The organism is Marinomonas sp. S3726 (genome assembly GCF_000967665.1).
Lineage (GTDB): Bacteria > Pseudomonadota > Gammaproteobacteria > Pseudomonadales > Marinomonadaceae > Marinomonas.
The window spans coordinates 193,181-215,314 of record NZ_JXYC01000006.1 but is presented as its reverse complement, the minus strand read 5'-3'; the positions used below and the strand labels follow the sequence as shown (position 1 = coordinate 215,314).

The 22,134-nt window shown below is 39.0% G+C and carries 25 protein-coding genes; 11 read left to right on the top strand and 14 right to left on the bottom strand.

The features are described from left to right. Positions 1 to 172 precede the first annotated feature (172 nt). Complete coding sequence (locus TW85_RS06390) at positions 173 to 1,663, top strand: MFS transporter (RefSeq protein ID WP_046016249.1); 1,491 nt, start codon at positions 173 to 175, stop codon at positions 1,661 to 1,663. Between the two features lie 135 nt (positions 1,664 to 1,798). Continuing rightward, on the top strand, positions 1,799 to 2,887 hold the full coding sequence (locus TW85_RS06385) for a lipoprotein signal peptide (protein WP_046016248.1): 1,089 nt from the start codon (positions 1,799 to 1,801) through the stop codon (positions 2,885 to 2,887). Positions 2,888 to 2,922: 35 nt separating this feature from the next. Here the strand turns inward: TW85_RS06385 and TW85_RS06380 are convergent, their stop codons facing one another. Beyond that, a complete protein-coding gene (locus TW85_RS06380; protein WP_046016247.1) occupies positions 2,923 to 3,987 on the bottom strand; it encodes an AraC family transcriptional regulator in 1,065 nt (354 codons plus the stop codon). A 249-nt stretch (positions 3,988 to 4,236) separates the two neighbouring features. Between TW85_RS06380 and TW85_RS06375 the strand changes: the two genes are divergently transcribed. Further along, positions 4,237 to 4,722 (top strand): SRPBCC family protein, encoded by a 486-nt coding sequence (locus TW85_RS06375; RefSeq protein ID WP_046016246.1) that lies wholly within the window; start codon positions 4,237 to 4,239, stop codon positions 4,720 to 4,722. Here TW85_RS06375 and gloA read toward each other — a convergent pair. Continuing rightward, entirely contained in the window at positions 4,719 to 5,114 is a 396-nt protein-coding gene (gene gloA, locus TW85_RS06370; protein WP_046016245.1) for a lactoylglutathione lyase, read from the bottom strand. The two genes, TW85_RS06375 and gloA, sit on opposite strands and share 4 nt — an antisense overlap. 98 nt (positions 5,115 to 5,212) lie before the next feature. Next, the gene (locus tag TW85_RS06365; protein ID WP_046016244.1) at positions 5,213 to 5,626 is read right to left on the bottom strand and encodes a 4-oxalocrotonate tautomerase; all 414 of its coding nucleotides are present in this window, start codon (positions 5,624 to 5,626) and stop codon (positions 5,213 to 5,215) included. A 149-nt stretch (positions 5,627 to 5,775) separates the two neighbouring features. Between TW85_RS06365 and TW85_RS06360 the strand changes: the two genes are divergently transcribed. Beyond that, positions 5,776 to 6,336 (top strand): TetR/AcrR family transcriptional regulator, encoded by a 561-nt coding sequence (locus TW85_RS06360; protein WP_046016243.1) that lies wholly within the window; start codon positions 5,776 to 5,778, stop codon positions 6,334 to 6,336. Positions 6,337 to 6,518: 182 nt separating this feature from the next. Next, a complete protein-coding gene (locus TW85_RS06355; protein WP_071210271.1) occupies positions 6,519 to 7,391 on the top strand; it encodes a transporter substrate-binding domain-containing protein in 873 nt (290 codons plus the stop codon). Here the strand turns inward: TW85_RS06355 and TW85_RS06350 are convergent. Next, positions 7,388 to 7,810 carry an EVE domain-containing protein gene (locus TW85_RS06350; protein WP_046016242.1) on the bottom strand — a complete coding sequence of 141 codons (423 nt, stop codon included), beginning with the start codon at positions 7,808 to 7,810 and terminating at the stop codon, positions 7,388 to 7,390. The two genes, TW85_RS06355 and TW85_RS06350, sit on opposite strands and share 4 nt — an antisense overlap. Next, a complete protein-coding gene (locus tag TW85_RS06345) occupies positions 7,807 to 8,139 on the bottom strand; it encodes an antibiotic biosynthesis monooxygenase (protein ID WP_046016241.1) in 333 nt (110 codons plus the stop codon). The genes TW85_RS06350 and TW85_RS06345 overlap by 4 nt, the downstream gene beginning before the upstream one ends. Before the next feature lie 62 nt (positions 8,140 to 8,201). Here TW85_RS06345 and TW85_RS06340 point away from each other — a divergent pair, with 62 nt between their 5' ends. After that, on the top strand, positions 8,202 to 8,648 hold the full coding sequence (locus TW85_RS06340) for a MarR family transcriptional regulator (protein WP_046016240.1): 447 nt from the start codon (positions 8,202 to 8,204) through the stop codon (positions 8,646 to 8,648). A 67-nt stretch (positions 8,649 to 8,715) separates the two neighbouring features. Here TW85_RS06340 and TW85_RS06335 read toward each other — a convergent pair whose 3' ends face one another. After that, positions 8,716 to 9,576, bottom strand: a complete 861-nt coding sequence (locus TW85_RS06335) for an alpha/beta hydrolase (RefSeq protein ID WP_046016239.1) — start codon at positions 9,574 to 9,576, stop codon at positions 8,716 to 8,718. A gap of 158 nt (positions 9,577 to 9,734) precedes the next feature. On the opposite strand from TW85_RS06335, the gene TW85_RS06330 reads away from it, so the two are divergent. Beyond that, the gene (locus TW85_RS06330) at positions 9,735 to 10,322 is read left to right on the top strand and encodes a TetR/AcrR family transcriptional regulator (RefSeq protein WP_046016238.1); all 588 of its coding nucleotides are present in this window, start codon (positions 9,735 to 9,737) and stop codon (positions 10,320 to 10,322) included. A gap of 85 nt (positions 10,323 to 10,407) precedes the next feature. Here the strand turns inward: TW85_RS06330 and TW85_RS06325 are convergent, their stop codons facing one another. Then, positions 10,408 to 10,845: a hypothetical protein gene (locus tag TW85_RS06325; RefSeq protein ID WP_046016237.1), complete on the bottom strand. Its 438-nt coding sequence runs from the start codon at positions 10,843 to 10,845 to the stop codon at positions 10,408 to 10,410. A 370-nt stretch (positions 10,846 to 11,215) separates the two neighbouring features. Further along, positions 11,216 to 12,118 (bottom strand): LysR family transcriptional regulator, encoded by a 903-nt coding sequence (locus TW85_RS06320; RefSeq protein ID WP_046016236.1) that lies wholly within the window; start codon positions 12,116 to 12,118, stop codon positions 11,216 to 11,218. 179 nt (positions 12,119 to 12,297) lie between these two features. Between TW85_RS06320 and TW85_RS06315 the strand changes: the two genes are divergently transcribed. Further along, on the top strand, positions 12,298 to 12,801 hold the full coding sequence (locus TW85_RS06315) for an SRPBCC family protein (RefSeq protein ID WP_046016235.1): 504 nt from the start codon (positions 12,298 to 12,300) through the stop codon (positions 12,799 to 12,801). Positions 12,802 to 12,880: 79 nt separating this feature from the next. On the opposite strand, the gene TW85_RS06310 is transcribed toward TW85_RS06315, so the two are convergent. From TW85_RS06310 to TW85_RS06300, 3 genes are all read right to left on the bottom strand, one after another. Next, entirely contained in the window at positions 12,881 to 13,666 is a 786-nt protein-coding gene (locus TW85_RS06310; protein ID WP_046016234.1) for a sporulation protein, read from the bottom strand. Positions 13,667 to 13,910: 244 nt separating this feature from the next. Continuing rightward, positions 13,911 to 14,717, bottom strand: a complete 807-nt coding sequence (locus TW85_RS06305; protein WP_046016233.1) for an outer membrane protein OmpK — start codon at positions 14,715 to 14,717, stop codon at positions 13,911 to 13,913. Between the two features lie 411 nt (positions 14,718 to 15,128). Further along, entirely contained in the window at positions 15,129 to 15,938 is an 810-nt protein-coding gene (locus TW85_RS06300) for a helix-turn-helix transcriptional regulator (RefSeq protein WP_046016232.1), read from the bottom strand. 192 nt (positions 15,939 to 16,130) lie between these two features. On the opposite strand from TW85_RS06300, the gene TW85_RS06295 reads away from it, so the two are divergent. The 3 genes from TW85_RS06295 (at position 16,131) to TW85_RS06285 (ending at position 19,459) form a co-directional block, all read left to right on the top strand. Beyond that, positions 16,131 to 17,576, top strand: coding sequence for a Na+/H+ antiporter NhaC family protein (locus TW85_RS06295; protein ID WP_052701947.1), 1,446 nt, complete (start codon positions 16,131 to 16,133; stop codon positions 17,574 to 17,576). A 21-nt stretch (positions 17,577 to 17,597) separates the two neighbouring features. After that, positions 17,598 to 18,770, top strand: a complete 1,173-nt coding sequence (locus tag TW85_RS06290) for a class II histone deacetylase (protein WP_071210267.1) — start codon at positions 17,598 to 17,600, stop codon at positions 18,768 to 18,770. 218 nt (positions 18,771 to 18,988) lie between these two features. Next, positions 18,989 to 19,459 carry a hypothetical protein gene (locus TW85_RS06285; protein ID WP_046016231.1) on the top strand — a complete coding sequence of 157 codons (471 nt, stop codon included), beginning with the start codon at positions 18,989 to 18,991 and terminating at the stop codon, positions 19,457 to 19,459. Here the strand turns inward: TW85_RS06285 and TW85_RS06280 are convergent. From TW85_RS06280 to TW85_RS06270, 3 genes are all read right to left on the bottom strand, one after another. Then, positions 19,442 to 19,990: a hypothetical protein gene (locus TW85_RS06280; protein ID WP_046016230.1), complete on the bottom strand. Its 549-nt coding sequence runs from the start codon at positions 19,988 to 19,990 to the stop codon at positions 19,442 to 19,444. The two genes, TW85_RS06285 and TW85_RS06280, sit on opposite strands and share 18 nt — an antisense overlap. Before the next feature lie 180 nt (positions 19,991 to 20,170). Then, a complete protein-coding gene (locus TW85_RS06275) occupies positions 20,171 to 20,566 on the bottom strand; it encodes a DUF2007 domain-containing protein (protein WP_046016229.1) in 396 nt (131 codons plus the stop codon). 295 nt (positions 20,567 to 20,861) lie between these two features. Next, on the bottom strand, positions 20,862 to 22,085 hold the full coding sequence (locus TW85_RS06270; RefSeq protein WP_238326173.1) for a hypothetical protein: 1,224 nt from the start codon (positions 22,083 to 22,085) through the stop codon (positions 20,862 to 20,864). Positions 22,086 to 22,134 lie beyond the last annotated feature (49 nt).

The following is a 22,134-nucleotide window of genomic DNA, read 5'->3' as shown; positions in this document are numbered from 1 at the left end:
AATTTGATGCTATTCCTTTAAATGAGCAAACCACTCAAGCATAACACCAGAGAGTTTTTTATGTATGGCGTTATATACATATTAACAATGCAAACCATGCGCCTTCCGCCACCCTCTTACTCCCACTAAGCTATTCGTAGATTCCCTAGCACACTCTATTTCGAGGAAAATAATGCAACACTCAAGCAGTACTCAAACACAAGACGTTAAGCACAGTATTTGGATGATGTTAGGACTTTCACTTTCTGTATTGGTCGCTTCTCTCGCCACCAGTATGATCAATGTGGCCCTACCGAATTTAACCTTGGTTTTTCATAGCAGCATGCAACAAGTTCAATGGATTGTGACAGCCTATTTATTAGTGATCACCAGTTTGATTGTCAGTCTAGGACGCCTTGGAGACCTCTTAGGTAACAGACGTTTATTACTGATTGGCATTATTATTTTCACCATTAGCTCCCTTGCTGGAGCGATGGCAAATAACTTAATACTTCTTATCATCTCAAGAGTTTTTCAAGGCTTGGGTGCAGCAATAATGCTCGCTTTATCTATGGCATTAATGAGTAAAAGCCAAGCAAAAGCAGGGAGAGCAATGGGATTATGGGGCTCGGTATCTGCCATGGGAACGGCATTGGGGCCTGCTATTGGTGGCATCAGTTTATCTTTATATGGCTGGCAGTCTTTGTTTTTTATTATTGTTCCCTTTTCGATAATCGCCTTCTGCTTGCTTTACTTGGCTTTGCCATCAGATCCCCAGATAAAAACAACACTTTCTGAAAAAGAGGCAAGATCACTTCCTAAAAAATGTGGCTTATCAAATGCCAAAAAGAAGGGACAATTTGATCTATTAGGTAACCTAGTATTAGCCTTATCACTCAGTGCTTTTGCACTTTCTATGAGCCTAGAGTCGAGCCAGTTTAAAGGTTTAGATGAGAGACTAAACATAGGCCTATTTGTCTTGGCTCTAATAGGCATTTGGGGATTTTTCAATATAGAAAAACGACAAGAAAGAGAACACATCACACCGCTTATCCCCTCTCATATTTTTAATAACATGGGCTTCAAAATAAGCTTCATTTGCTCTGCTATCACAGCCTCGATAGTCATGACGTGCCTTGTTATTGGGCCTTATTATTTATCTATTACGCTTGCTTTAAGCGCATACCAAGTTGGCCTTGTGATGTCGACAGGCCCCTTAGTCGTTGCACTTTCAGGCGTTCCTGCAGGACGATTAAGCGATAAAATCGGTGCAAAGAATATGTTGCTTGTTGGTTTATGCTTGATGACACTTGGCTGTCTTTTAATGTCTTTCAACCATCAGGCAACGGGTGTAATGGGCTATATATTCGCTCTCGTTACTATCACCTTAGGCTTTTCATTGTTTCAGGTGGCTAATAGTGCAGATGTTATGAGTCAAACAAACCTTCAAACAAAAGGGGTAACATCCGCATTACTTAACCTTGCAAGAAATCTTGGTTTTATGACGGGGGCAGCCTTTATGGGAAGTATTTTCTTTCGCTTTATAGGAAGCCAACAGTTGCTGTTAGCGAGCTCTGATGAGGTAACTTATGCCTTACATAACACCTTTCTTATTGCCGCTCTATTCGTCTTTATAGGCATAAACTTCACGCTATATAGTCGAGTGAAACCACTCATAAATTAGGCATAAATTAAACACGGAATATCGCGGGGAAGGTCCTAAAACCTGTTTTAGGACGTCCTCGATCATGCTTTAGGGCGTATCTATACTGGCTTTCAGCCATATTACTCCTAACTTTTACCCAATGTGGAGTATTAAATGAAAGCCTTTATATTTCTTATTATCAGCATCATACTGGTGCCATTCTCACATCTAGTATCCGCTCATCAGATTGGTTTTAGCCAATTACAGCTAACACAAAACCCTGAACGAATTTTAGAGATTAGCCTCTGGTATCCTGCCGCAAAAGAGCCTCAATTAGGCCAATCTAAAACAACCAGCGACACCTTAAAACAGGTATTGATTGCAGACAATATTGCCTTTAAAGGTACTAAAGTCATTAAAAATGCACCGCTTCTAATACAAACATCCAAAGCCGGTAACACGCAAAAACGCCCTCTTATTTTACTCTCTCACGGCTATCGAGGCAGTTGGCGTAACCTTAATTGGTTAGCGTCTAAGTTAGTACAAAAAGGCTTTATTGCTGTCGCCGTTAATCACCCAGGTACCACCACCTTTAATACATCTGCGGTTCAAGCAGCGAAATGGTGGGAAAGGCCTAATGATATAAAGCGCACGCTTGATTACCTGCTAAATGATTCAATTTGGCAGCAAGATATTGATAAACAAAAGATCTCAGCGATTGGCCACTCTTTAGGAGGCTGGACCGTAATGCAGCTAGTTGGAGCAGAGTTTAACCGAGAGGGCTACCTTGCTGGCTGTGAGACGCTAGCCTCCTTTCGCTCTTGTCAGATCAAAGAAGAGTTAGGCCTCGCCTTTAAACAAAACAATGAACCTGAAAACACTCAACTAATGGATAGTCGTATTAAAAACGCCATTATTTTAGACTTGGGATTAGCACGGAGTTTTTCACAAACTAGTTTAAATAAACTTAATTCTCCTGTGCTTATTTTAGCGGCGGGTATCGATATAGGGGATTTACCTCAAGCACAGGAATCTGGCTTCCTTGCAGAGCACCTTAATCTGAAAAATCGTCGCTATAAGGTTTATGAAAAGGCGACACACTTTAGCTTTATGCAAGAATGTAAACCTAATGCCATTGCCATTTTAGAAGAGGAAGCTAAAGGTGACGGCATCATATGTAAAGACGGGGTTGGCAGTATACGAGCCGCCTTACATGACACTATGTTTGAGGATATCTTGGCTTTTTTAAAGCAAGAAGGTTAAGGCTAAGTTCTTATCTAATTTGATGCTTTAAAGCACTAGGCGCTCTCAGTGGCAGTTCGACGGAACTCACTGGGGGTTTGCTCTGTAATACGTGAAAACTCACGGTTAAAATTAGATTTTGTCTGAAAGCCTGAGGTCAGATAAATATCCGTAATCGTATCTTTGCTATGCAATAACCGCTGTTTCGCAAATTCGATACGATATTCATTTAAGACTTTAGAAATATTTTGCTGGCGAATTTGATTAACCGCCATAGAAATCTGCCTTGCAGGAATACCAAGCTTGCGGGATAAACGGTTTAAGGTGAGATCCGGATCTCTAAAAGCTTCTTTTTCTCGCATAAGGCGATCTAAACTCATTAAGATCGCTTCGGCTTCATCTTGTACCAAGCTCAAACGTTCTGGCTCAGTTTTGGCTAAATCTTGTTCCTTTTTTTCATGTTTATGATTGGCTTCTTTTACTTCAGGGGCTGATAAAGATGTACTAAAGCCCACATGTAATACAGCAGCGACAACTAATGGAATCAAAATAAGGTAGCTAAAAGATAACATCCAAGATGCATGTAAACCTTCATAAAAGAAAAAGTCCAACGCCAGTGCCGCATCTATCGCACCAGAAATAAGTAACACCAAAGCCGCTATTCGCTCTGCATTTCTAAGGCTATCAATTTGAGAAAGACGAACTTCCTCTGGGATAGTAAAGGATGACTTAAATAGTAATAAGCAATAAATCACATACAAACTAACCAGTAGTAAGTCACTTAGCTCTAACCAAAACTGATAAAAAAAAGCGCTTAAACTAACCAAGATGGGGCCGAGTAAGTGCAATAGAAAAGCGGGTAAAGTAAGAGGCTTAGACTCATGTGCTCTAGCAAAACAGCACCAGGCTGTCATAGGAATAAGTGAAGCGATAATAGGCTGAATAAAACGTAAAAAGCTTATATCAAATGACCAACGTAAACCCACAACACAGGTACTCAGGGCACACAGCAGAATAAAAATAACAGGAAGTTTGGCCTCATTGGGCCTCTTTACCTTAACAAAAAGCGCAATGGCGAATAATAAAAACGACATGATAAAAGGCAAAGGAATGGCAAGCATGGGAATTCCGTTTTAATGTCTTGGTTTTACTTAATGATTCAAGCACCAAAGCTTGAGTAGTCGCTAAATTATGCTGTTTGCAATTCTAAGGTAAACCCCTAGGGAAATACACAATATCAATGAATAAGCTAAATTAGCCTCACCCTTGGTCTAAAAATAGACCAAGTCGATCTATTTTTGCTTGCATCTCTTGGTCTCAGCTCTCGTTATAATCTTTGCTTAAGCTTCCCCTAACCTATAGAGAGCAGCATGATGAATATTGCTATTTCGGTAGAGATAAATACACCTATCAAAGACGTTTGGCATGATATGGCAACTGATTTTCCCAATATTGCCAATTGGTACTCACCTGTTGTGAAGTCTTATGAACTGCCTCATACACCACGCTTATCTGGCGCACCTTGCTCTGGTCGTGTCTGTGAATTTACGCAGGATGAAATGGGGCTAAAAGCAGCAGAAAGAATCACTCAATATGATGAAGGAAACAAACGTCTTGAGGTGGAGGTCGATATTATCAACACTCATAGTATCGCCATGATCAGAGGTAACCATGCAAGTTTTCAACTAAGTGAAATCTCACCTGCGCGCACCTTACTTATCTTTCGCGCTAAACCTGAACTTAAGCTTCTTGGGCGAGTTTTGTCTCCGCTTTTACAAATGACCCTATGCAGTCAATTCATGGATATGCTTAATGCCTTCAAGCAATATAGTGAAGGCTTAAAGCGTGCTTTTTAGCGTTCAATCAATTCAATTTTGTAACCATCTGGGTCGGATATAAAGGCAATTATTTCATTACTACCCTTTAATTTCTTAGGCTCTAGCTCAATCGCATAACCTAAGTGTCGGATTCGATTTATGGCGCTTTTGATATTAGCAACGCCGATAGCGATATGACCAAAACCATTGCCTAACTCATAATCTAACTTGCCATAGTTGTAAGTTAATTCGATTACAGCGGCACTTGATTCATCTTCATATCCAAAAAATAATAGGGTGTACTTTTCGCTCGGTTGCTCTAACACCCTAAGTAATTTCATCCCTAAAGCTTGGGTATAGAATTTAGTTGAGTTGGCCATATCGCTAATACGTAACATGGTGTGCAAGATTCTTGGTTTAGCTTTATCCATCATATTCACCTTCAAGGCTTTCAAGCATGCTTATTATCATCATTAATAAAAAGTAAGGCGAAAACTAAGGAAACTTAAGCTTCGCCTTACTGAGCGAATTAACTAGAAATTGCAGCGCCTATTTCAGCATTTGTCATAGGCTCACCATTAAAATTCCAGAGACCATCAACAGCATGAACAACATTGATATAGATATTATCTTTAGGGAGTTTAAAGCCAGATAACTCACGTATTATATCGCTCGCATCTCGGCCGAACCCCACTTGAACCTCTCTCTCAGTAAAGGCAAAAGCAGGTACTTTCCACTCTATCCACACCCCTGATATTTCTTTCCCTCCAGAAAAGGTACTGCCTTGAGGCAAGACATGAAACGCAGCAGTGATATTAGGTTTCATCACTGGATGGTCAACTAAACCGTGCCATTTGAGCATGGCATCCGTAATTTTAGCGATAGCAATTTTTTCTGATCCCTTAGGTAGAACACCCTCAGTTAACATTAAAGAAAGCGGCATAATAATATCTCCAATAAAAGTTAAATTAAAATATAGTGATCGCTATTTAAACTAATATAGCGATCACTATATTGTCAACAAATAAAATAGCGATCGTTATATTTTAAAATGTTATACTGCAAATTCTTCATCAGTTTTATGAGATTTCCATGGCGACCAAGAAACAACAAACACACCAAAAAATCCTAAAATCTATGCACAAAACCTTTCGTGAACATGGTTATAGCGGCGCTGGGGTGAATGGCTTAGCCAATGAAGCTGGCGTCACATCTGGCGCTTTTTACGCTCATTTCGGTTCTAAATCTGGTGCGTTTAAAGAAGTTATAACAGAAGGGATATCTCAATTTGATCAAGGATTAAAACAATTCCAAGAAGAATATGGTGAGACTTGGCTTGAGGAGTTTATTGCTTTCTATTTAGGTGAAAAGCGTCGCACAGAATTGAATGATAGCTGTGCATTACAAAGCCTGACTCCTGAAGTAATTCGTTCTGATGACGAAACAAAAACCCTGTTTCAACAAGAATTATTGAAAGCAGCAAGGACTATGTCAGAACAAGAGCCCGACACTGAATCAGCACAAGTTGATACTCAAACCTGGGCTAAGCTTGCCATGATTATTGGTGGTGTTACCTTGGCCCGTGCAGTACAAGATCCAGATTTAGCGGATGAGATTGCAAACTCAGTACAAGTAGCAATGAAAGATAAATAGAGTGTAAAAACAAGGGGCTTGGCTTTCTAGTGAAAGATAAAAGCATGCAATCGATAGTAGATTTGTACTATGATTGAGCGACTGGCATAGTTAGCCAAAGGACTGATTAAATACCTATGATTAGCTTAAGGCTATACGCAAAACAAGGTTTTCATAGCGACCTAAAGGAGGCTTATTTAAGAGTGAACAAACTCATATTAGTCTTATCTTTTGTTTTACTAAGCTCAAACGGCTTAGCTGTACAAAAGGTCATTTACCCCTCTATGGAGAACATTCGTGAGACTCGCTTTCAGGATTTGTTCGAAATACTTGAGCAAGCCTTAGACATAACTCGTCCTGATTTTGGTGATTACGAATTAAGTCCTACTCCTTTCCCCATGACTGAATCAAGAATGCTTCAAGAAGTAAAATCTGGCAAAATTATTGATGTTATTTGGAGTTCCACCTCACCTAAAAAAGAAGAAGAACTTAGGCCCATCCGTATCCCATTACGTAAAGGTATTTTAGGTTACAGAATCAGCTTTATTCACAAAGAGCATCAAATCATTTTTGATCAAGTTAACACGGTAGACGACCTTAAAAAGTTTCATGTCGGACAAGGCATAGGCTGGGGTGATATAGACGTTTATAAGCACAATAATATTCCTGTAAGTTATGCACCCTACACCACATTATTTAGCCTGATAGGACCAAGACGCTTTAACTTATTTCCAAGAGGCGTGAATGAAATATATAAAGAATACGCTGTGCATGGTGAAAGCAACCCAACCTTAACGATAGAAGATGGCATTGTCCTATATTACCCTTGGCCCTATTACTTCTTCACCTCTAAGGAAAACGAGAAGTTAGCAATTAGGTTAGAAGCTGGGTTAGCAAGAATGATAAAAGATGGCAGCTTTGAGGCTATTTTTAACAAATATAATGCTGATGCGATTCGTAAAGCTGAGCTTGGCAAGCGTAGACTTATTACTTTAGAGAATCCGTTTATTCCTGCAGAAACGCCGTTAAATAGAAGCGAGCTGTGGTTTAAGCCCGCTTTAGACTCACTAAACTAGGTTAATTCAGCCTTCATTGAGTGAGAAATAAGTTTAAAATCCATTTCGCTTATTTCAAAAAAGCCTCGCCTTAACACTTGTCCCCAAGTTTTTTCCTTACCACGGGTAAAATCTAATTCTCCTAATAAAGGGCGAATCATAGCATGTGAAGATGGAAAGTAATGAATATCACGTCTAAAAGGTTTAAAACCTTTATAGTCAACCTGGTAGACATCTCCCATCAGCACCTCCCCGATAGCCGTAAAGGACTGAATTGCATGCCCTCCTCTGATCGTCTCTTTCGCAGAGTAATATACAAACCTATCTCCAAGTGACATACGGTCAAGTGGTGCACGCTTTCCATGGTTGAATTGACAAAAACCACCAGCAACACCTATTTCAACATGAGCAAGGCTAACAACTCCTAGCCAATACTTCATACTCTAATTGCCTCTTTAGAATAAACGGCGTGATAAATAATAGGCGTAATTTTATTCGCTATTTGTGCGGATTCAGCCATTAAGGCCCGTGCCTTTGGATCTGACATCATGGCTTCCATATGTGTTTTACTCCTCCATTGCACATAATTAGCAACCTGACAGCCATCCAAACTTTTATGCAAGTTCGCCGATACAAAGCCATCAAATTTACACATCACACGGTCAGTTGTGTCTCTCAATGATTCAATAAGCGCTTCTTGTTTATCAGGGTCTACATCAAAAGTATTAATAAGGGTTAGTAAAGCATCTTCAGGATTTATCGTGGTCATTGCGTCTACTCCGATCAAATAATACAATATAAGGACACTGATATTAATATAAGGGTACTGACATGTCTAGCACACCGATGCCAGATTCTATTTCAAAACAGTTCGGCTATATTCTTAAACGCGCACAACAAAGCCTAAGAACCAAAATGGATCTCGCACTTAAATCCAACGACCTAACTATGCCCCAGTACGCAGTTTTATCCGCAGTAGAGTTTTCGCCTGGTTGTTCAAATGCAGATTTAGCAAAAGCAGCTTTTGTGAGCCCTCAAACAATGCAAGCCATCATAACGACCATGGAAAAAAGAGGGTTATTAGTCCGCTCTGCTGACCCTAAACATGGACGTAGGCTTATTACTCAAATCACTGATTTAGGAGAGAAAACTAAAGCGTTAGCAGATGAGACAGTATTAAAAATAGAAGCCAACATGATAGCTTCCCTATCCAAAGAACAGGTAGATCAAGCTACTCAAACACTTCTAACCTGTATAGAGAACCTAACAGAAAATTAGCCGTTTAAAGTTAACTCCCTTTCTAATCGCTGGCTGCTAGCCCTTCTCTAGCAGCCAGTGAAAGTGATTAAGATGCTTGTTTTTCAGCTAGGTTAAAATGCCTTACAAGATACCCTTCTAGTAGCCTGATAAATTCATCAGCTTGATCTTCTTGCACATATGTCATTGCGCCATTTACTGGGTAAAACTCAACTTGTTGAAAAACCTCTGCTAAGCGCTTCCCTAACGTCATAGGAAAAAGCTTTTTATCCTCATCACCCCACATAATCAATACTGGATTAACGTACGATTTAAGCGCATCTGCGGCTGCTAAGGTGTGTTTTTCCGACCAAGTATTGACCACTTTTTGAAAGTCTCGCCTCACCTTGGCACTATTAATAAAAGGCGCCACATACAAATGCCTTATTTGCTCACCTGTTAAAGTATTAGATAACAAGCCCATTACATTTGGCGTGGTTAAAAAGGATTCGATTTTAAACAATTGGGCCATTACAAAGGTATAGCCAGGAAAGTTGATCATCTTTTGCAGCATAGAAAAGGTCTTTGGCGGAAATACATCTAGGCAATCACAATTACTTAACACTAACCCTGCTACCTTATCTGGATGACTAGCCGCAAAGATTTGTGCATAAGCACCGCCCGTATCATTCGCGACAATCACAACTTGCTCCAAAGCAAGCGCCTCTAAAAGTGCAACTAGATGTTTTGAAATACCAGCAGGAGAAAGGTCTGCATCTTCTGGCATGGCTTTAGAATGGGCCCCTAAAGGCAAATCGGGCACAATACACCGATATGACCTTGATAAAGGGCCTATGAGCTTTCGCCAAGTTTGATGATTGGATAGCGCTCCATGCATAAAAAGTAACGTCACACCTTCACCCTGATCTTGATAACGCATTGTGCCTGTATCTAATCTAACGGTTTTCATAAGGACATCCTCCCATTAAAGTCTCAAAGAATTTAACATACTTAGAGTATGTTAAAAACCTTTGTTATATTCCTCCCTTCAAATAAACGTCATTCTATTGCAATGAGGCGGTCATCATTTATCACCTCATTCCCTCTTAAGTGACATAAAAGGCCTTTATGAATAAACCGTCTAGACGTAAAGAATACGCAGAGCAAACCCGTGAAGCTTTGTTACTGGCAGCTCGAAAAAACTTTATCGAAAAGGGTTATCAAAAAACCTCTTTAGATGAAGTAGCCCTGAGTGAAAGACTGACAAAAGGGGCTTTATACCATCACTTTAAAACCAAAAAGGCGCTGTTTTCTGCAGTGTTTGATCAAGAACTAAGCTCTGCGACACTCATAATAATGCAAGCTTTAGAAGGGGAATTAGATGCAGAAGCAAAGACGCATGCTGCGATAGATTGTTTTTTGACAATAGCGTTAGAGAAAGATTATCAACGTATTATTTTAAAAGAAGGCCCTTTAGCGCTCGGTTGGCAGGAATGGCGAGAGAAAGAACAAGCAAGCAGCATCAGCTTAATCCGACACCTATTAACAGAAATGAAACAGGCAAATAAAATAAAAACAGATGAGATTAATTTAGCCGCCAGCATGATAATTGGCGCACTCATCGAAATGGTTTACCAAATTAGTGATAGTGAAGACCAAAAAGCAGAAGCACACAAAGCAAAAGCCATATTATTAAATATGGTCAGTGCGCTTTAATTTTGTAATACAAATGAATTGGCAGCCTTTTTGAGCTAATAAAGGTCTGCCAAACTCAATCATTATTTAAAATGAACACTCTTAACTAGACTTGAAATACTTTTTTCAGAACTAAAGAGTAAAAGACAAAAGTTAATGCTACAAATAAAGCTTCAAGTGACAAAAAAGCAGCAATATTATTGATAAAATGCTTCCCTAAATAGCCATACACTACCAGTACCCAATGTAGTAAAAACATCAAAACGCTGTAGTTTCTTGGTGAAGCTGGCCGCTCTTTTCCACCTGCTATCCATAGCCTTGCATATAAAATAGAGACCAAAACGCCTGTCATCAAATGTATACTCATACCATACACAAACGCACCTAGACTCGGCTCAACAGTGTCAAAATAATTTGAATTGGCATAAAAGTCCGACAAAATTAAACGGCGCCCAATGCCTGCAATAAATGCTTCAATAAAGGTATAAGCTAAGGCCGCTATAGCGACTTTTTTTAACAAATTTCCACGGGTAATTTCGATCATTTTTTTCTCTTTTTAAAACTCAGTCAGATAAGCTTAGTTGCTATTTATCAACTATATCTATTTAGTTGACTTTTATCAACCACTTTACTTAAATGAGCCTTAAACAGTATGATTGAACAAATGTTCCTCACAACTTACTAATTCATTTTTAAACTTTTATATTTAAGCATTGAAGGAAAGTTTGTGCCTCAATCAAGACGTTTGTACCAGATAGTGTTTAGACCAACTCGTTTGTCCGATGAGTTGTACAAAGTGAAAGAAATCCCTCAACAAAGCTGAGAAAAGATATAGATCAGGAGTTGCTCACAGAATGTTTTAATGTGGCTGAAAAACGAATCGAAAACCTTTATAAAGTGACATAAGTCTAAGCCTATGCAAGCCAATTTTTGTTGTATTCCTCTCCTTCAATTAAGCTTTTTTTATCCAAGACGTAATCCGTCATAAAACGGACAAAAGCTTGAATTTTTGCGTTTTTCCTTAAATCTGGGTGACTTAAAACCCAAAGTTCAAACTTTTTTTCAGTAACATAGGGAGGCACACGCACTAAGCTCTCATTCACATCGCCTATCAGACAAGGTAATACAGAAATACCTAATCCTGATTCACAGGCTTTGAGCTGGAAATCACCATTTGAAATTTTATGTTGAACATCAAATCTAGGATACGCACTGGCTAAAACGCCTATTGGCCTTTGGTATTTATCCGTCCAGCCAATCAGTTTTTGTCTGGCTAGCCAGCTAGAGTCTGTCAGTTTATTTTCAAACTCGCGGGCGATATAACATGCTCTATGGATATAGGCCAAACGCCTGCCAATCAAATACTCTGGTGGTGTATCACAGATTCGAAAAGCCACATCAGCTTCTCTATTCGCTAAATTAAGCAGCTTCACTGTGCCACTGATTTGTATATCAATAAGTGGGTACTGTCGGCAAAAAGCGACAATCCCTTCCATCAATAAGTGCTGACCTAATAAGTCAGGCATGGTGACACGCACTTCACCTTCTAGGTTTTCATCTTTGCCGACAATTTTACGATCTATCGAGCTGAGCCTTTCTTCTAGATATGAAGCTTCTTCAAAAATTTCATCCCCTAGGCGGGTACGAACATAACCTTGCTGAGTTCGATCGAACACTCGCTCACCTAAAGAAGCTTCAAAGTTATTAATTCTTCTAGAAACGGTTGCATGATTAACCCCTAAACTTTGGGCTGCGGCACGAATTGAACCTGCACGGCATACAGCCAGAAAGAACTTTAAATCATCCCAATTTAGCACTTAGCAACCTCACAAACTTAAAAAAGTATTTTAACAAAATATAGCAGCAGTCCATGGTGCATTTATTCAACACTATCTTGCATTTTTTGTCAGTTATTAAGCAACCAAATCAAGCATACACTTAGCCCCACTTAAGCAAAGCACTCTTTGCAATGCATCAAAAACGAATGAGGTTAGCCATGCGCAGAAATCCTAATATGAAATATTACTTACAAAAAACCATCACAATTAATGCCACCCAAGAAGCGGTATGGGCAGTCATTTCAGAGTTCAATAATGTTTATACTTGGGCCCCTAGTGTTGATCACAGTGTCGCTTTAAACGATAAATATCAAAGTGTGGGTTCTGGCCGAGTTTGTCATATTAAAGGCTTTGGAACAGTAGAAGAGACAGTGACTCAATGGCATGAAGGCAAAGGCTTTGAATTTGTCTTTGAAAAGCTTGGCCCTATGGCGAGATGTATTTGTGACTTTTCTATCGAGAAAGTGGGTAACCAACAAAGCAAACTCACAGTGACCTTTCAATACACTTTACGCTTTGGCATTTTTGGTAGTTTATTGCATGCTCTAGTATTGAAAAATAAATTGGCAGTCAGTCTAGGTCATACAATAGAGGCCCTTAAAACACGTATAGAAACAGGCAAGCTATTACGTCCCCTTAAACAAACAGCACAAGCCGCTTAAAATGCCTATCTGAAAAAGAGATAAAAAAGAGCTAATAAAGAGTGTTGGCACCCATATCAAATGAGTGCCAAGCTTTAAATTAACAGTGCCTGTCTATCATGGCATAAAGAGTTTCAGGTAAGGTTTCTAAATTTTCCTCGCTAATTAATAAGCGTAGATTCGTTTCATCTAAACCTAATTCTTCCTCCAGTAAACTAACTAAGCCTCGCACCTTACGATCCACTTGAATCATCAGCTCTAGTTGGTTACCACGATTTAAAAAGATTACTTCTAGCTCATCTAAACGACCTTGAAAATCTCCATAGTGAGGTTTAAATTCAAGGTCCTGCACAAAAGGCACTCGAGATTTTGCTGCTTCACAGTCGGATGCATATAGTTTAAAACCCATTGCCGCTAAAGCATTCAACACTGCTTGCTGCAACGTATTAGGGATAACTTGGATATAATCTTTATCGGACTTATCTAGTGCCATGTCTATATCTAGATTAGTTGAAACCCAAGCATTTTTCTGATCACTAATCGTTAAGGGAGCATCTTCTGACAAAGTCATAGAGAAAGGAATTTCTACTTCTTCCCCCGGACTAATCACAAAGGTCTTTTCTAGCTTATAGTCATTCAGCTTATGCTTTTTCTTTTCAGTTACCGTTTTGCTATTTCCCTCTGAATCTTCTATCTCTGTTTCCTTTTTATAGGTACATAGAATCTCAAGGTCGATCTTATTGATGCTTTGTTCAATCTTTCCACCTTTAATTTTAACCAATCCAGCAATTTCACCACCTGGCATGGCTTGCGATGAAGTTAAAATAGTATCCACTTTTGCTGCGCCAATACCCACTGCACCTAAAGCTTTTTTAAAAAATGACATGACTCTTCCTTTTTGTGTCTTATTGCTTACGTATAAAAGTTATACAAATGAAATATCTGTGATTATAAGATAAAAATATTCAATAAAACCAGTACGTTAGGGCTTAAAAAGGTATTTCAGGACGGGAGAATAAAAACAAAAAAGCCTTGCTGATAAAATCAACAAGACTTTTTGAGCGCTTAGAGGTAAAAAAGAAAAGGGTAACCTCTCTACCTATTAAGCTAAATCTAAATCTAAATCAGAATTAGATTTTGTATGTAAAAGCAACGTAGTGTGAGTTACCTGTTGATTTAACATTAGAAGCACCGTTCTCAATGCCATAGATTTGGTTGTAGCTTTTCAGGCCGTAACCAACAGAATAACGGTCTGAATGCCAGTAGATACCGTTAAACATAGCACCACCAGAAGTTGCATCACCAAGAGTTACATCGTTATCCATACCGAACTGGTAATCTAGATAACCTTGGTATGCAATGAAAGAGTTATCAAATTGTTTGAATGGTTTGAACCAGTTAGTTGAGAACTGGTAACCATTCATTTGTCTATTTGACTGATCATACAAAGCGTATAGGTTTACGCCTACTTTACCGAACCAAGGCACTTCAACGTCTGCACCAATACCTGCAAAGTAGTTATTTACATCACTTTTACCATCTGCATCAACACCACCACTGATGTTAAACAAAGTAGAGATATAAACTTCTTTTACTGGACCAAAAGATAAGTCATTACCTGTCATAGCATCTAGAGAGAAACGTGGCGCAAGTTTCAAGAACATTTTATCGCTAGATTGCTTGTCGCTATCCTGATCAGATGTGATGTTAAAGATGTCTAGGTATCCATATAGATCAACAATGCCTGAACGGCCACCGAATTCCATTTCAATATAGTCATGATCAGATTCACCTGGCAATTCGCCATCTGAATACATTAGGTTGAACTGAGACCAAGAGTAATCGTTTTTATGGATATCGCCATCTGTATAATCAGCAGCAAAAGCAGGTGCTGAAAGTGCAGCTGCAGCGCCTAAAACTAAAAGATTCTTACGCATTAGAAGTTTCCCAAGAGTATTTAATTAATTTTTATAAATATTTTTCTAGCTTTAGGAGCAAATCCAATTTGTAACAACATCACTGATAGAAAGCCGTTAGGTTTTCCCTGTATCCAAAAAGCGGCAATCATTTTGCATTCACATTTGATTACAAATCAAGAAATAATCCTGACCAAATGTGCAAGAAAAAAGAATTCTTACCATTTGGTCAGGAATAGTGATTAAAAATAGAACGAAATCACAATTTTGAGATTTACATGCGCTTGTTTTTTGCACGATAAGAAAGAAAATTGTCAGACAAATGAAAGAATTCTGTATGAATTTTAGTTTTTATTCATTTTTCATGGATAAATTAAAATTTTATATTCAAATATAATGTCTAATCATTACTCATAAAAAGGGGCTTGAGGGTCACTTTTCTACATCAATTTCCAAGAAATTTACCGCATCAATAAAAAGTGAAAAGAGTTCAGATTGAGAATTGATATCTAGTTTTTTATACAGATTTTTACAATGGACCTTAACCGTACCAAATGCCACATCAAGTAATTCGGCAATGGCTTTAAAGGAGTAACCTCGAATAATTAATAGAGCAACTTCCCTCTCTCTATCCGTTAGCACTGGATTACCAAAGGTTTTAAAAGTATGTGAAACATGCTCATGAATAATAGCTGCTCTTTGACTCACTTCTGAATCTAAATTCAGTGTCTTGCTCCAATGTTTATAAGCCGCTGAAAAAATCACAGGAGAAACAGCAAGTAAGTTGTTATAGGTGTGTTCTGAAACCTCATCTTCCATGAGACCCATGGAGATTTGAATCTGTATATCATCGGTTAGTTTAACGGCAAAAACAGCCTCATTCTGTATCTTAATTGCTTGATAGTATTCTCGATAAAACTCACTAACAAAGAAGTCATCAGGGGCGATATCTTGTAGCAAGTACAAGCCTTGCGGCAAGTTTCTTTGGGCGGCATGAAACCAAGGATCAAGTAAATAACAGCCATTTAAATATTGATCCAGCACAGCTTTCTTGCGAACTTCAGGCACTTTAGAGTGCCAGAAAGATGGAGCTTTCCCTTTGTGGTAACAGATGATCACTATTTGGTTATAAGGCACGACCTGATTAATCACATCAATAATGACATCAGGAAACGCAGAACTACCAATGGCATCGATCATGTTTGCGATTTGTTTATGCCACTCTATGCTTCTAAACTCCATAAGATAAACAGCCTCTCTAATTCAATCTTATATTGCCGCCTCCTATGATAATTATCCTTAATTTGTTGAATTACCAGTAATAGCTTTCATTAAAGCTGACACCTAATGAAATAAGGGTATCGTTTACTTTGATTTAGCATGGGAAGCTTATCTTAAGCCAATAATAATAAATCTAAGAATTAGGATAACACTATGAAAACTGCCGAATTAACCCCAACAAGGTCGGGAGCTAATTTGAAAAATATACTCAAATTTAGCTTTGCAATCTTCACCATGGGCCTAGCCCTTTATGGTAATAGCATTATTGTCGATCAAGACTATGGCTGGTTTGTCCTCTTACCTGTCATAGCGGTTTTTGTCTCTGCCATCATTACCCACAGATCCATCGAATCTCTTCTCTTTGGGAGCCTAGTCGGCTTTCTATTACTAGAACCTGCTAACATCTTCCAGCGCATGATAGATACTAACATCCAAGTTTTGAGCGATGGCATTACCGCTTGGATCATCACAATTACCTTTTTAGTTGGCGGCTTAATTGCCCTGATCAATTACTCTGGTGGTACATTCGCTTTTAGTAACTGGGTCAGCAAGTACGCTAAAAATCGCTCTCAAACCCTAATTGCGAGTTGGATCATGGGGCTAGTGATTTTTGTGGATGACTACCTTAATGCGCTTGCTGTTAGCTCTTCTATGAAAAAGCTAAGCGATAAGTACAAGGTTTCCAGACAGATGCTTGCCTATGTGGTGGATTCAACCGCAGCACCTATGTGTGTGCTTGTACCTATTTCAACTTGGGCTATTTTTTTAATTGGTTTATTTGAAGCTAATGGTGTTTTTGCGGCAGGTACTGGTTTTAATGGTTATCTGGATCTCATTCCTTATATTTTTTACGCTTGGATTGCAGTGCTCATGGTGCCTTTTGTTAGCATGGGTTGGATTCCAAACCTTGGTGCGATGAAACAGGCCGAGGCTAGCGCTGCTAAAGGAGAAATACCAGAAGAAGATGAGATAGAAGTTCGTACCGTTAGCAACCCAAAAATACGCAACTTTATTTTGCCTCTAATCGCTTTTATGGTGGCGACTTGGTACTTCGACTACAACACTCTTAACGGTATTGTTTTCGCACTAATCTTTACCGTACCTCTTTTCCTCAGCCAAAAATTGGGCTCTCTTGGCAAGCTCGTCGACCAAATACTAGACGGTTTCTCGACCATGATTCAGCCAATGATAGTGGTACTAGCCTCTTTTGTTCTACAAAGAGTTAATGATGAGTTGGGGCTATCTCCTTATGTACTTGATCAAGTCGTTCCTTTCATGGATGCAGTTTGGTTACCAGTACTCACCTTCTTAGTCCTTTCAGTACTCGCCTTTACAACTGGATCTTTTTGGGGTGTTTACGCTATCGCTCTTCCCGTTATCTTCCCATTAGCTCAAGCGCTTGATGCCAATATTCCAATGACAATGGGAGCACTTATTTCTGCAGGTGTATTTGGTAGCCATGCTTGCTTCTTTGGGGATGCGACTGTGATTACCTCTAAAGGTGCAGGTTGCTCTCCTTATAGCCATGCTTTAACACAGTTACCTTATGCCGCCATCGCAGGAGCGATATCTGCTGCACTCTTTTACCTAATGGCCTAATTAAACCAAGAGATACTTATAATGAAACAAAACACAGGCTTCCTATATCACGAAATTTGTATGTGGCATGACCCGGGCCCAAGATCAATTTATAACGATGTTGGCATTTATTTCCAGCCAGATAAGGCCTTAGAAAACGCTGAAACCAAACGTCGATTACGTAACCTACTAGAGGTAAGCGGTGTACTAGAAGGGTTAACAGAATTAAAAGCAGAACCTGCTGAGTATGAAGATTTAATACGCTTTCATACCCCTGACTATATTACAGATCTCACCTTCGCCAGTTCTCAAGGCGCAGGTGACGCTGGAGATGGAGCCCCTTTTGCACAAGGTGGTTTCGATATAGCCAAACAATCAGCAGGTATGACGATGAAAGCGATTGAAGCGGTCATGACAGGTCAGGTAACAAATGCCTACGCATTAGGTAGACCTCCGGGTCACCATGCCAGAGCCCATGAAGGATCAGGCTTTTGTCTGCTTGGTAATATCCCCATTGCGATTATGGCAGCTCAAGCGAAAAAGCTCGTTAAGCGTGTCGTTGTCATCGATTGGGATGTTCATCATGGTAATGGTACCCAAGATGCCTTTTATGAAAGCGATGATGTATTAACTATCTCGATTCACCATGACAATAACTTTCCTTTGAACTCAGGATCACTAGAAGAAAACGGAGCAGGTAAAGGCCAAGGCTATAATCTCAATGTGCCGCTTCCTGCAGGCTGTGGTAATGGCGCGTACCTTGAAGTGATGGAACAAGTTATTCTGCCTGCGCTTAATAAGTTTCAGCCAGAGCTGATTGTTGTTGCCTGTGGCTTTGATGCTGCTGCGCTAGACCCACTTGGCCCCATGATAGTGAATTCAGATTGTTATCGCATTATGACGTTACAACTGATGGAAGCAGCAGAACGCCTTTGTCAGGGTCGCCTTGTTTACTCTCACGAAGGCGGTTATTCAGAAAGCTATGTGCCTTTTTGTGGACTTGCGGTCATAGAAACCTTAAATGGCCAAACCAGCCCAGTAGTAGATAAACTTGGTGAAGAAATTGCCCTATGGGGACAACAGGATATCCAGCCACACCAGCAAGACCTTATTGATAAGGTCATCCCATATTTAGATAAGATTAATCCTGATTTTGACGCGATTAATAAAACACTATCATATTCAGAGCCGGCTTCATTCTCCAAGCAAGTCTAAGCCTTAATTTAAGTTGCTCACTAAGTACATATTTGTGTTTAGTGAGCCTCAGATTCATTCAGCTTCGCTATATAAAAACTAGAAAAACCAAACCAAAAGCGATTCATACACAATTGATTTACATCAAACATTACATTAGAGTTATCTAAAATAAGTTATTTCACTCAATAATAAGCTTGGTTAGACGCTTTTTTGTAAGAGTTAATGTGGATTAGAAAATGCTGTATGAAATCACCTTGTTAGCCATTACCCTAGGCATCATTTTTATCTCACTTATCCTATCTGAGAAAAGAGCAGAAAAACGAGCCGAAAGTAAAATTGAACGCCGCTATATCGAAAGGTTTGGTGCAGATGTAAAAGACTTTGAGCATCTCATTCAGTGTATTAATCAGCTTGAATTTAAAAAAATCCCCGCCCCATTAAAGAACAATGTATCTATTTATAATCAGTTGTTACAAGCATCAGACTCTTATTTGGCCGCCTATATGGCGATTGATAAATCAAAACAGCAGATAGTCGAGCTCTCAATTAAAAATAGAGAGTTAGTCGACTCTTATACCAAGGTATTAAACCTTATTTCGCCTGCGGCTTATGACTCAATCAGAGAAGATAGCGACGAAGACATGGTAGTGAAGAAGATGATCAGTGAAATACATTCATCATTAAACAGGCTATCTAAGCTTCCCTAAAAATTCTGCAGCACCAGACAAGCCTTCAATATCCGGCATGGTTTCTAGCGTCGCTGAAGTCATTGCCCAAGGGTATGTACCAGACTCTAACCAGTTCAATATGCCTGATGACTGCTCTTTTGGTAGTACTAACATATCTTCGATGAGAATAATGAGTTTACTCACTTTATGCTCGCCTTCTAGCTCAAAGGTCCAATGATAATCCCCATAGCCCACTTTTACCTCACCCGTTTCTTTACTTGTCATCCCCACTAACCAATGACAATTTATTAGGTTCTCACTTTGCTTGAAGGTATCAAGAAAGCAAAGGGTATAAATGTTTTCATAAGCTAGATTAAATTCACTGGAAAGCGTTTTGGTGATGGCATCCAATCCATTTACCTCTCCTGGGAAGGAAATATTATCGGATTGAACCATCATTTTTAAGACAGCATCTTGGCTAAATACAGATTCAAATAAGTATGGCTTATTGGCATCTTTACCTTTGATATAGCGACCTATTTGGTCAAACAAAACCTTATTCTTTGACACTTAATCCTCCAAGGTCAACAACTTAAAAATATTTGGTAAGTTAGCATTATTATCAATTAAGCACCAAGCTAAGATTCGGTATCTTTTTGAGGTAATGACAAAAGAAGGCGATTAGAACACTAATAAAATAAAGCACTTAAAAATACAGGAAGAAGAGTTAAAGGCACACAAAAGTTAATGTCACATCTTACTTTTAGTGCCACAGTCATGGCACTGGATCCCTTCTTTGACAGGAAATAAAGGAAAATCTAACCCCAAAAAAATTAAAAATGCCCAACGTTTACCGAACTGATAAAACTCGGTATTAGCGCTGCCACAAACAGGGCACAGCTCAGCGTCAAAGCCTTCTTGTTGCATTAACTCAGTTTCAAGGTCTTCCGCTAAGGCTAAAAGAGCGGCTTGTTCATCCTCCTCTCTGACTTGCAAGCGTACGCCACCTAATGCGTTCGAATATAACCATTGCATATTGATTGTATGCTCATCAGCAATGTAAGCAGACACACCAAGAGCATCCAGTTTAGACCAAGCTATTTGAGCTTCATAAGGATAGGTAAAACGCGCAATGGTAATTAACATAGTACCTACTCCTCTTTTGAATCATTTAGCTTATCTCATATTTTTAAACTGACTTGTTAAACTCAGTCTATCACTCTGTAAACCCCAATCCGTGGGGGCTCTTGATATATTAAAGCTAATGAATAGGGTCAAGTTTTGCAAAAAAGATTATCTATAAAAAGCTTGCTTCCATCTTCATGAAAACAAACTCATTATCTTGGATAACTAATTAACGGAGAAACACACTAAATATATGTACTTTAAAAGGTCAGTTTATTATATAAAGTTTACTCGGAGGGTCTGATACACATAAAAGTTACGTCAGCCTATCTAATAAAGGGGCAATAGTAGAAGGAGGCCCAATTTCGCCATAAATTTTACAACTAACCAACTTCAAAGAAGCCAGCTCTTTTGCTGTAATCGTAAAGCTTGACCCTGAACTTCCCATGCGCTTAACCATGTTTTTTATATCCAATAGCTGCGCACTTGCACCCGAAATTCTCGGAGAAACAAATGAGAACCACTTATCATCGAACGCTTTAACAGCATGATCAATGAGCTCTTGCGAAGTAATTTTTCCATTTCCAGCAGCATCCACTTTGGCAGCCCGAGTTAAGTCATAAATATGATGAGCTTTACTTTTTGCAACCAGCATACTTTTGGTATTAAGCTGCAATTCTCCCAGTATGCCATTATCCATTTTCAAGAAAAATTTAATATCCTGATAACCTTCAGCTGTTGCGCCACAATGATGCGGGTCCTCGCCCTTAGGCTTATACCTGTCTTTTAAGGACTTTTGAAAACTTTTTAGCTCATGAAACTCCTTACTGCCTTCTAAATAATTTGCAGCAGCTGTCATTGCATCAATAGTATCAAATTCAACTGACATCCTAGCAACGTCTTTTAGGTCACCATAATCAGAAGACCTATCTCGTAAAGTAATTTTGTCGAGGGCACCGCTAAAGCTTTTAAGCCCATGATAAGCTCCTGGCGGTTTAGATATTACACCACCATAAACAGATGCAATATCTTTACTGAGTTCAACTAATTGTGCCTGTGCCACTTTCATTTTTTCGAATTCCATAAATAGAACTTTCAATTTGTAACGGGAGTTCCTAATAAGAAATTTATCTCGTGGGGTTAATTTATCACCACTTTCCATTCTTTCTTTGGTTTCTTTTGGTACATAATCTTTAATTGCATCAGGATTAGTTAATAACTTAAGTATTTTTCGATCTGCTTCAATATCTACATAAGGTCCAAACATCGTCATAAAGCGTTTACAGATACTTCCATCATGAGATGCTATTTTATCCTTTAATAAACTCAATGCCTCTGAATAAGCCTTACGATTTATCAGAGGATAACCTTGAGATAAATGTTTCGTTTTAACAAGTCTTGAGATTGCAGCTTTTTTCTTTTTAGCTACATCAGCTTTTAACAATGCTACAACTTCCTCAGAATCGGGTACTATGGTTGGTGAAATTCTTTGATAACTAGGCTTTTTAAGTTTTGCTTTAGCTGAAGCCAATTCAGACATTGTAGGCATGTTGAAACATCCTCTTATTGGATTTGGTTTTATTAAATTA

Coding starts and splice junctions, on each gene's coding strand:
- TW85_RS06390 (WP_046016249.1), top strand. CDS start 173: ATGCAACACTCAAGCAGTACTCAAACACAAGACGTTAAGCACAGTATT.
- TW85_RS06385 (WP_046016248.1), top strand. CDS start 1,799: ATGAAAGCCTTTATATTTCTTATTATCAGCATCATACTGGTGCCATTC.
- TW85_RS06380 (WP_046016247.1), bottom strand. CDS start 3,987: ATGCTTGCCATTCCTTTGCCTTTTATCATGTCGTTTTTATTATTCGCC.
- TW85_RS06375 (WP_046016246.1), top strand. CDS start 4,237: ATGATGAATATTGCTATTTCGGTAGAGATAAATACACCTATCAAAGAC.
- gloA (WP_046016245.1), bottom strand. CDS start 5,114: ATGGATAAAGCTAAACCAAGAATCTTGCACACCATGTTACGTATTAGC.
- TW85_RS06365 (WP_046016244.1), bottom strand. CDS start 5,626: ATGCCGCTTTCTTTAATGTTAACTGAGGGTGTTCTACCTAAGGGATCA.
- TW85_RS06360 (WP_046016243.1), top strand. CDS start 5,776: ATGGCGACCAAGAAACAACAAACACACCAAAAAATCCTAAAATCTATG.
- TW85_RS06350 (WP_046016242.1), bottom strand. CDS start 7,810: ATGAAGTATTGGCTAGGAGTTGTTAGCCTTGCTCATGTTGAAATAGGT.
- TW85_RS06345 (WP_046016241.1), bottom strand. CDS start 8,139: ATGACCACGATAAATCCTGAAGATGCTTTACTAACCCTTATTAATACT.
- TW85_RS06340 (WP_046016240.1), top strand. CDS start 8,202: ATGTCTAGCACACCGATGCCAGATTCTATTTCAAAACAGTTCGGCTAT.
- TW85_RS06335 (WP_046016239.1), bottom strand. CDS start 9,576: ATGAAAACCGTTAGATTAGATACAGGCACAATGCGTTATCAAGATCAG.
- TW85_RS06330 (WP_046016238.1), top strand. CDS start 9,735: ATGAATAAACCGTCTAGACGTAAAGAATACGCAGAGCAAACCCGTGAA.
- TW85_RS06325 (WP_046016237.1), bottom strand. CDS start 10,845: ATGATCGAAATTACCCGTGGAAATTTGTTAAAAAAAGTCGCTATAGCG.
- TW85_RS06315 (WP_046016235.1), top strand. CDS start 12,298: ATGCGCAGAAATCCTAATATGAAATATTACTTACAAAAAACCATCACA.
- TW85_RS06310 (WP_046016234.1), bottom strand. CDS start 13,666: ATGTCATTTTTTAAAAAAGCTTTAGGTGCAGTGGGTATTGGCGCAGCA.
- TW85_RS06305 (WP_046016233.1), bottom strand. CDS start 14,717: ATGCGTAAGAATCTTTTAGTTTTAGGCGCTGCAGCTGCACTTTCAGCA.
- TW85_RS06300 (WP_046016232.1), bottom strand. CDS start 15,938: ATGGAGTTTAGAAGCATAGAGTGGCATAAACAAATCGCAAACATGATC.
- TW85_RS06295 (WP_052701947.1), top strand. CDS start 16,131: ATGAAAACTGCCGAATTAACCCCAACAAGGTCGGGAGCTAATTTGAAA.
- TW85_RS06290 (WP_071210267.1), top strand. CDS start 17,598: ATGAAACAAAACACAGGCTTCCTATATCACGAAATTTGTATGTGGCAT.
- TW85_RS06285 (WP_046016231.1), top strand. CDS start 18,989: ATGCTGTATGAAATCACCTTGTTAGCCATTACCCTAGGCATCATTTTT.
- TW85_RS06275 (WP_046016229.1), bottom strand. CDS start 20,566: ATGTTAATTACCATTGCGCGTTTTACCTATCCTTATGAAGCTCAAATA.
- TW85_RS06270 (WP_238326173.1), bottom strand. CDS start 22,085: ATGTCTGAATTGGCTTCAGCTAAAGCAAAACTTAAAAAGCCTAGTTAT.